This is a genomic window from Maribacter sp. (assembly GCF_049667165.1).
In the GTDB taxonomy this organism is placed as follows: Bacteria; Bacteroidota; Bacteroidia; order Flavobacteriales; family Flavobacteriaceae; genus Maribacter_A.
Map to the genome: position 1 here is coordinate 18,837 of NZ_JBATHS010000267.1, position 9,359 is coordinate 28,195.

General features: G+C 40.1%; 11 protein-coding genes. All 11 read left to right on the forward strand.

Annotation, left to right across the window (positions count from 1 at the left end; translation table 11 throughout):
* The first annotated feature begins 114 nt into the window (after positions 1-114).
* Positions 115-717: a TetR/AcrR family transcriptional regulator gene (locus WBM98_RS13085; protein WP_424366468.1), complete on the forward strand. Its 603-nt coding sequence runs from the start codon at positions 115-117 to the stop codon at positions 715-717.
* A gap of 38 nt (positions 718-755) precedes the next feature.
* Entirely contained in the window at positions 756-2,045 is a 1,290-nt protein-coding gene (locus WBM98_RS13090; protein ID WP_424366469.1) for a TolC family protein, read from the forward strand.
* A 20-nt stretch (positions 2,046-2,065) separates the two neighbouring features.
* A complete protein-coding gene (locus tag WBM98_RS13095) occupies positions 2,066-2,962 on the forward strand; it encodes an HlyD family secretion protein (protein ID WP_424366470.1) in 897 nt (298 codons plus the stop codon).
* Positions 2,963-2,997: 35 nt separating this feature from the next.
* Entirely contained in the window at positions 2,998-3,372 is a 375-nt protein-coding gene (locus WBM98_RS13100; protein ID WP_424366471.1) for a hypothetical protein, read from the forward strand.
* Between the two features lie 12 nt (positions 3,373-3,384).
* Positions 3,385-3,873 carry a hypothetical protein gene (locus WBM98_RS13105; RefSeq protein ID WP_424366472.1) on the forward strand — a complete coding sequence of 163 codons (489 nt, stop codon included), beginning with the start codon at positions 3,385-3,387 and terminating at the stop codon, positions 3,871-3,873.
* A 27-nt stretch (positions 3,874-3,900) separates the two neighbouring features.
* Positions 3,901-4,803, forward strand: coding sequence for an ABC transporter ATP-binding protein (locus tag WBM98_RS13110; protein ID WP_424366473.1), 903 nt, complete (start codon positions 3,901-3,903; stop codon positions 4,801-4,803).
* Positions 4,800-5,534: an ABC transporter ATP-binding protein gene (locus tag WBM98_RS13115; protein WP_424366474.1), complete on the forward strand. Its 735-nt coding sequence runs from the start codon at positions 4,800-4,802 to the stop codon at positions 5,532-5,534. Before WBM98_RS13110 ends, WBM98_RS13115 begins: the two co-directional genes overlap by 4 nt.
* 9 nt (positions 5,535-5,543) lie before the next feature.
* On the forward strand, positions 5,544-6,650 hold the full coding sequence (locus WBM98_RS13120) for an ABC transporter permease (protein ID WP_424366475.1): 1,107 nt from the start codon (positions 5,544-5,546) through the stop codon (positions 6,648-6,650).
* Between the two features lie 201 nt (positions 6,651-6,851).
* Positions 6,852-7,973 carry an ABC transporter permease gene (locus WBM98_RS13125; RefSeq protein ID WP_424366476.1) on the forward strand — a complete coding sequence of 374 codons (1,122 nt, stop codon included), beginning with the start codon at positions 6,852-6,854 and terminating at the stop codon, positions 7,971-7,973.
* 229 nt (positions 7,974-8,202) lie between these two features.
* Positions 8,203-8,952 (forward strand): TIGR00730 family Rossman fold protein, encoded by a 750-nt coding sequence (locus tag WBM98_RS13130; protein ID WP_424366477.1) that lies wholly within the window; start codon positions 8,203-8,205, stop codon positions 8,950-8,952.
* A gap of 55 nt (positions 8,953-9,007) precedes the next feature.
* The coding region (locus WBM98_RS13135) for a DUF2141 domain-containing protein (protein ID WP_424366478.1) at positions 9,008-9,359 on the forward strand (352 nt) is incomplete at its 3' end.

Genomic DNA, 9,359 nt, shown 5'->3' on the forward strand with positions numbered 1-9,359 from the left:
CATTGAAAAATACACACTTGGTTTTATCCCTTTCCACTAATTGATTCCAAAGAATTTTTTGGATTGTAAAATTTTATATATATTTGTCAACCATTTGGTTAAACTATTTAGTTAATGCAAACCCAAAACACAGAACAGTTAATTTTGAACGCGGCCATTTCCATCTTTCAAAAAAAAGGAATGGCGGGCACCCGAATGCAGGAAATTGCGGATGAGGCCAACATTAACAAGGCCATGCTACATTACTATTACAGAAACAAACAACAGTTGTTTGAAGCTGTATTCATGCAGGCCTTTCAAAAATTGGCCCCCCAATTGAACTTGATCTTTGCCTCAGAGATGGGGGTCAATGAAAAAATCAGGAAATTCACCGCAAGTTATATCGATTTTATCCTTGAGAATCCCTACTTACCGGGTTTTATAGTTCAGGAGCTCAATTATAATCCAGAATTTGTCTTGAAATTTATGTCTCACAAAGGAAAACCAGACCCGACCTCCTTCTTAACGCAAATTGAAGAAGAAATCAAAGCCGGAAATATCAAGAAGATGCCTCCCAAACAATTATTGCTGAATCTATTGTCACTTACCATCTTTCCTTTTGTAGGGGAAATGATGCTCAAAGTACTAATGGATATTTCCGACAGTGAATTCCAGAACATGATGGAAGAACGTAAAACCTTGATTGCAGAACATTTCATCAATAGCATCAGTTCATGAAAGGCTACCATAGATATCACCGAGAAACGCACTACAGTATGGAAAAATTTAAAATCATGGGGATATTTCAAAAAACCCTCCTATTCCTGTTGTTTTTGCCCCTGACCCTTTTGGCACAACAATCAATCACTTTGGACGAATGTTTTGACCTCGTTTCTAAAAATTACCCGTTGGCAAGGCAATCCGTTTTACTGGAAAATCAAGTGCAACTTGATATGGAAGCCCTTAAGAAAGGCAAACTGCCCCAATTGGATGTCAATGCACAGGCTACGTACCAATCGGATGTGACCAGTTTGCCCCTTCAGCTTCCTAATGTAACTGTTGAACCGCCCAACAAGGACCAGTACCGTGCCACGTTGGATGTAAACCAATTGATTGACAACGGTGGCCTGATCGACGCGACTTCCAAAGTCAAGGAGGCCACTTCAAAAGTAAACCAGCAGCAAGTCGATGTTAATTTATACGGACTGAAGAGTCAAGTAAACTCGATGTACTTATCCGTTTTGTTATTGCAAGAAAACCAAGCGTTGCTAAATGCAAAAGAAGAACAATTAAAAGCCCGTGTCGAAGAAGTCAAGGCAGGGGTACAATATGGCGCCTTATTGATTTCTTCTGAACAGGCATTAGTGGCCGAGCTCCTTAAAATAAAACAACAAGCTGCCGAATTAAACTATAACAAATCAGCTCTCATTCAGCGTCTATCATTGCTCATCGGAAAAGAATTGTCCCAAACAACAAACCTCGTACGGCCCGACATCTTTATAGCTGATACAAGATCTAACCGGCCCGAGCTATTGCTTTTTGACCTCCAAAAGGAACAAATCGATTTTTCCTCCAAGTTAATATCCAAATCAAACCTTCCCAAAATAAACGCTTTTGTACAGGGTGGTTATGGCAATCCCGGACTAAATATGTTGGACAATTCGTTCAACACCTTTTATATGACAGGACTCAAATTGAACTGGAACGTCTTTGATTGGAACAAGACCAAGACCGAAAAAAAATCCCTTGAAATCAATAAGGATATCGTCAATACCCAAAGAGAAACTTTTGAGCTCAACAACAACATGGAATTGGTCAACCTGCAATCCGAAATTGACAAAATTGAAGCCTTGATAGCAACGGATAACGAAATTATCGTTCTTCGGGAGGACATCTTGAAAACGGCTGAATCGCAATTAAAGAACGGGGTCATCACCTCATCCGCCTATATAACCGAATTCACCAATCTGTACGAGGCCAAAAACCAATTGAACTTGCACGAGACCCAACTGTTATTGAACAAAATTCAACATCAGATCACGAACGGAACTTATACTAAAAACTGATTTAAAATCAATCAATCGCAATGAAACACATACAACTAATCATAACAGTATTTCTTGTAACTACCCTATTCTCCTGTAATAACAATGGCGATAAGGCCGATGGATACGGAAATTTTGAAGCGACCGAAACGACCATTTCCGCAGAAGCGAACGGCAAACTACTGACTTTCAATATCGAGGAAGGGAATATTTTGGATGAAAACCAACTCGTTGGCGTAATCGATACCGTTCAACTCTCGTTGAAACGAGATCAATTATTAGCGACAAAGAATACGATTTTCTCAAAATCCCGAAACGTGCTTTCACAACGGGAAGTCCTCAAAGAGCAATTAGGAGTTGCCCAAAACGATCAAAACAGGATTGAAAATCTTGTGAAAGCAAACGCTGCGACCACAAAACAACTCGACGACATCAACGGACAGGTCGACATCTTGAGGCAACAGATGAAAAGTGTAGAAACCCAAAACGCCCCGATTGTAAACGAGGTAAAAAGCATTGAGGTACAGGTACAACAGATTGAGGACCAAATCGAGAAAAGTATCATTCGAAATCCTATAAAGGGAACCGTCCTAGTTAAATATGCGGAACCCAACGAGATAACTTCCTTTGGAAAGCCTTTATATAAAATTGCTGATTTGGATGAAATGACCTTAAGGGTCTATATCAGCGAGACACAATTGGCAGCGATAAAAGTAGGTCAAGAAGTTACGGTCAAAATCGATGCAGGGGAACAAATGAAATCATACGTTGGTAAAATAAGTTGGATATCGGATACGGCAGAGTTCACTCCAAAAATCATACAAACCAAGGAGGAACGTGTGAATCTGGTTTACGCTGTCAAAATTTTGATAAAAAATGACGGAAGCCTAAAAATAGGAATGCCTGCTGAGATGTGGATTGGGAATGAAAGTCAGTAGTTAGTAGTCAAAAAAAATAACGTAATGAAAATAGTATGAACATAACAAAGGTCATTTCATTGGTACTTGCTGGCATCATTGGATCAATGTCCGTGATCTCAGGTGCATCCGTGCTTTTAGGTCTACATGAAGTGGGTTATACGGTTTTGAAAGGACTGGTGGTTTACAATGTTGCTGTCGGGGTACTTTCCATAATTACGGCCTTCCTGATTTGGAAAAACTTTACCCTTTCAAAAAAATTGACATCGCTGATTCTTATTTTTCATGTATCTGTACTTGCGTATCTCTACTTTTTTAGCGAAACGGTGGCCATGGAAAGCATAAAAGCGATGACGTTTAGGGTAGTTGTCTGGGTGTTGATATTCATTTTGATACGGTTGAAAACTGCCCCAATCAATACATCCTCTTAAAACGAAAAAACAATGAAACGAATAACGATTCTATTGGCTGCAATCGCCCTAGGGCTTACTGGTTGCAGGGAAACCACAAAAGAGCATTCTACAGGAGTGAAGGCAACTAGTGAAACCCAGGAGCAGAAGAGCCATGTTGAACCGGCCCTAACTCCAGACAAGTCCTGGACAAATGAAATTGTACTGAACAATGGCATCAAATGGTCTGCGAATACCGAGACTACAGATGGGGTTAGGGACATGTTGAAACTGATTACGGATAGTAAAACCAAAACAACCATTGACTACAAAAATCTGGGTGAAGCGTTGAATAACATAAAGAATACAGTGGTCAAAGAATGTACTATGAAAGGAGCCTCGCATGACAACCTGCATGTTTGGTTACATCCGCTCATCGAAAAAATAGCGCTTCTACAGAAGGTTGAAAATAAAAAAGATGGAGCGCAAATAACTTCCAATTTAAAAGAACATTTAGAAGCATATTACGATTATTTTGAATGAAACCGAATCCTTTCAAATGAATTACCAATGGGTATAAAAGTCAGCAACATCAGCAAAGCTTACGACAAGGTACAAGCCTTGGAAAATATTTCCTTTGAGGTAAAGAAGGGGGAATTATTTGGGTTGATAGGTCCTGATGGGGCAGGCAAGACCACTTTATTCAGGATACTGACCACCCTATTGCTACCTGATGAAGGCATGGCCAGCGTAACAAGCTTTGATGTTATAAAGGACTACAAGGCCATACGTAATCATGTGGGCTATATGCCGGGTAGGTTTTCGCTTTATCAAGATTTGACCGTAGAGGAAAACCTCAATTTCTTTGCGACCATTTTTGGCACTACGATTGAAGAGAATTACGACCTCATCAAAGATATCTATGTTCAAATAGAACCCTTTAAAAATAGAAGGGCAGGAAAACTTTCAGGGGGAATGAAGCAAAAGTTGGCACTATCCTGTGCCTTGATCCATAAACCAAAAGTACTGTTCCTTGACGAACCGACCACAGGCGTAGACCCGGTCTCCCGCAAGGAATTTTGGGAAATGCTTAAACGATTACAGCAGAAAGACATTACCATTTTAGTTTCAACCCCTTATATGGACGAGGCTGAACTTTGTGATAGGATTGCCTTGATTACCGATGGTAAAATTTTACAGATCGATACCCCGGAAGCCCTAAAAGCCTCCTTCCCCAAAAAAATATTCAAGGTAAGGTCGTCAGGGACCTTCAAATTGATCCAGGACCTAAAGGTTTACGACAAGACCCATAGTGCCTATCCCTTTGGGGAGTACATACACTTTACAAGTAATACTTCGGACTTCAAAGCCAGTGATTTAGTTCACTTTCTGGAAGAAAACAATCATTCGAATATCGAGGTTATGGAAACAATACCCACTATTGAGGATACATTTATGGAACTGTCAGAATGAAGCAAGAAAACGCCATATACGTCAAAAACCTGACCAAAATGTTCGGTGATTTCACCGCGGTCAACAACATCTCGTTCGAGGTGGGCAAAGGTGAGGTTTTTGGGTTTTTGGGTGCCAATGGGGCCGGGAAAACCACAGCAATGAAAATGCTTATCGGTATTTCAAAACCTACCTCAGGCCACGCACAGGTAGCCAGCTTCGACGTGGCATCACAGGCAGAGAAGGTTAAGAAAAGTATAGGATATATGAGTCAGCGATTTTCATTATACAATGACCTGACCATAAAAGAGAATATAACCTTTTTTGGAGGCATTTACGGGTTAGGGAGATCGGAAATCAAAGAAAAGACACAGGAGTTGATCGATGGGTTGGATCTACATGACGAAGCCAACAAACTGGTAGGATCGTTACCCCTTGGGTGGAAACAAAAAGTGGCTTTTTCGGTATCACTATTGCATAATCCCCAAATCATATTTTTGGATGAGCCAACAGGAGGAGTAGATCCTATAACGAGACGGCAATTTTGGGAAATGATCTATCGGGAGGCGCATAAAGGCAAAACAATCTTTGTCACCACCCATTATATGGACGAGGCGGAATACTGTGATCGGGTTTCCATAATGGTGGAGGGTAAAATCGAGGCTTTGGATACCCCAAAAAACCTGAAAACACATTATAAGGTAGACTCGATGAACGATGTGTTCCTCAAGTTGGCAAGAAACATAGAATAAAAGGATACCATGAAACGATTTATAGGATTCATACAAAAGGAGTTTTACCATATTCTTCGCGATAAACGTTCATTATTCATCCTTTTTGGCATGCCCATTGTTCAGGTTTTACTTTTCGGCTTTGCGATTACCAATGAAATAAACAATGTGGACATCGCTATCTTGGACCACTCCAAAGATGCCACAACAAAGGAAATCATCGATAAGATCGCCGCCTCAAAATATTTCAGCATTAAACAGTTTATAGATCATGAAGCGGCCATTGAACCTGCATTTAAAAAAGGCCAGATTAAGGCCGTATTGAATTTTGAAGAAGATTTCAGTAAAAAACTGATATCCGGGAATAAGGCGACCATACAGATCCTTACGGATGCCACCGATCCAAATACCGCAAATACCATCAGCACCTACACGGCTTCAATCCTACAGAATTATCAACAGGAGCTCAATAAAGGAATTGCTTTGTCTTATCAAATTGTTCCTAAAACACGATTGGCCTATAATCCCGAACTTAAAAGTGTTTTTATGTTCGTGCCGGGGGTCATGACCGTTATCCTTATGCTCGTCTCCGCGATGATGACCTCGATATCCATCACCCGCGAAAAAGAATTGGGAACTATGGAAATCCTGTTGGTTTCCCCATTAAAGCCACTCCAGGTCATAATTGGGAAAGTGGTGCCCTATATACTTTTGGCCGTGATCAACGCGATTGTCATTATTTTGCTAAGCATTTTTGTCTTTAGAATGCCCGTACAGGGTAGTCTTTTTCTTTTAGGGGCGGAAAGTCTCTTATTCATTATCAACGCGCTTTCCCTGGGGATTTTAATATCGACCATTTCAGCATCCCAGCAGACTGCCATGATGGTCTCATTAATGGGTTTGATGCTGCCTGTGATCCTATTGTCGGGTTTTATATTTCCCATTAGCAGTATGCCGATTCCCTTACAGCTTATTAGTAATATCATCCCCGCCAAATGGTTTATCATCATTCTGAAGGGAATCATGTTAAAAGGGGTGGGCATGGCTTATGTATGGAAAGAAACCTTGATACTAATTGGCATGACACTTTTATTTATAACAATAAGCACCAAGAAATACAAAATAAGATTGGAATGAAAAATGAAGTGCGAAATCTGAACTTGAAAACTCTATGGGTTAAATGGTTAAAGCCCGATATATGGTACAAGTCGAAAGCTACTCCCTTCTTGAAAGGGGCTTAGGGAGTGTTGTCCAATGCGGAATTATCAAATTAATATGGATGTAGATGAAAGAAATACGACAGAAATTCTAACCGCTACATTCCAGTATCCAAACTAAATGAACATCATTCGTTATATCATACAAAAGGAATTTAGGCAGATCTTTAGAAATAAGGCCATGTTGCCTATCATCTTCGTGCTGCCTTTGGTCCAATTGATCATTTTATCAAACGCCGCCACTTTTGAGGTTAAAAATATTACGTTCGGTTATATTGATAATGACAAGACCCCCTTTTCACGTGAGTTGATCGAAAAATTCAATGCTTCGACCTATTTTTACGTACTTACCGATTATCCTACCGCTAAAATCGCAAGTTCAGCCATGTTAAATGGGGATGTGGATGTGGTACTGGAAATTCCCCCCTATTTTGAGCGCAACCTTCAAAAAGATAAAGAAACGGATTTGGCATTAACTATAAATGCGATTGATGGAGCGGCTGCTGGGGTTGAAAATGTATATGTAACCCAAATCGTTCAACAATTCAACAAAAATGCCCAAATCGATTTTGTGTTTCACGGTGATGCGATGACCCAACGGCAGTTGATCGAAACCATACCCCTATTTTGGTACAATGAAACCTTGAATTATAAAACCTTTATGGTCCCCGGTATTTTAGTTTTATTGGTGACCATGATCACCCTTTTTCTTTCAGGAATGAACATTGTACGTGAAAAAGAGATTGGTACTTTAGAGCAGATCAATGTGACGCCGATTAAAAAATACCAGTTCATCATTGGCAAATTATTTCCCTTTCTGATCTTGGGACTTGTATTGTTGACGGTGGGATTGATCATTGCAAAATTGATTTTCCAGATTCCCATTGTAGGAAGCATTTTTCTAATGTATGGCTATACCATAATTTATATTTTGGTCATTCTAGGCATGGGGCTCTTTATCTCCAATTTTACTGAAACCCAACAACAGGCCATGTTTATCGCTTGGTTCTTTATGGTCATCTTTATTTTGATGAGTGGGTTGTTCACGCCCATTGAAAGTATGCCACAATGGGCACAGTTTTTAACGGAATTCAATCCAATAAAATATTTTGTACAAGTTATGCGTATGGTCATGCTCAAGGGAGCGGGTCTTTCCGATATTTATCCGCAAGTCATAAAAACATTGGCCTTTGCGCTGGTTATGAATGGTTTGGCAGTATTCAGTTATAAGAAGGTAAGTTGAAAATATGAAGTACGAAGTTGAAGGTTGAAAGGAAAAGAAACAAGAGACAAGAACAAAAGATCAAGAGAGATTCCAAAGTTTTGGTCGGGGCGATGACATGCAAGGTGTTGCCAACTTTGGTGGCCTTCATGTAGGTCTGGCTGCCAGAAAGGGAATTGGAACCATACAAGGCACGAAATTTTAAAATTTGATGTCGTAGTGATCTCTCAATGTAGTAAACGATAACCAAATGAAAAAAAACAACAACCGTTTGCAAACCGAAGAATCCATATTCCTGAGAGGGCCACTCTCCAGGTTAAAGGAATTGTTCTTCACGTTCAGGGTAATGTTCAGTTTTATCAAGGGTTTCCGTAAAATGCATTTTATCGGGCCTTGTGTAACCGTATTCGGATCTGCACGGTTTGAACCAGACAATCCCTTTTATCAGCAAGCGGAGAAAGTAGGAGCCGCTTTGGCAAATTTAGGTTTTACTACCATGACCGGTGGCGGCCCTGGCATTATGGAAGCGGCCAATAAAGGGGCCTACGAAGCTGGCGGTTATTCAGTGGGCTGTAACATAATCCTTCCGTTTGAACAAAAACCCAACCCGTACCTGCACAAATGGATCGACATCCGCTATTTTTTTGTCCGCAAGTTTCTTTTGATCAAATATTCCTATGCCTTTGTGGTTATGCCCGGTGGAATAGGCACCTTGGATGAACTGTTCGAATCATTGACCCTGATCCAGACCAAGATGATAAAAGATTTCCCAGTGGTGATCTTCGGTTCGGAATATCATAAAGAACTATGTCACCATATTCATATCATGGCAGCGAACGAAAGTATAAGTACTGAGGACATGAAATTACTTTTTGTAACTGATTCCGTGGAAGAAATGGCGACACATATCAAGACCCATGCCATCAAAAAATTCAACCTTGTCAAAAAAGAACAAAAACCGAAATGGTGGTTTGGGGAAGAAAGCCAAAAAGAAATATAAATAATTGAACCTGATGATACGCTATATTTTTGCCTTCACTACCAAAACAGTTTTGATGGCATTCGCCCTATTGATTTTTATATCATTTGATCATCCAATTCAAGAAAAGCAGTACACTTTGACGATAAAAGTGAAAGAACTACGTAATTCAAAGGGGGTAGTCCAATTTACATTGTACAACAAGGAAGGTTCAATTCCCGATACCAAATTCAAAGCCTTTTATAAAATGGGAAAAGCCAAAATAAGCAATGGCGCATCTACGATAACGCTTAGCGATTTGCCCAAAGGTAGATATGCCATCAACGTACTGCACGATGAAAACGAAGATGGAAAAATAGACAAGGGATTAATCCTCCCGACCGAAGGTATCGGTTTTTCTAACTATACCAACATCGGGTTGTCGAACC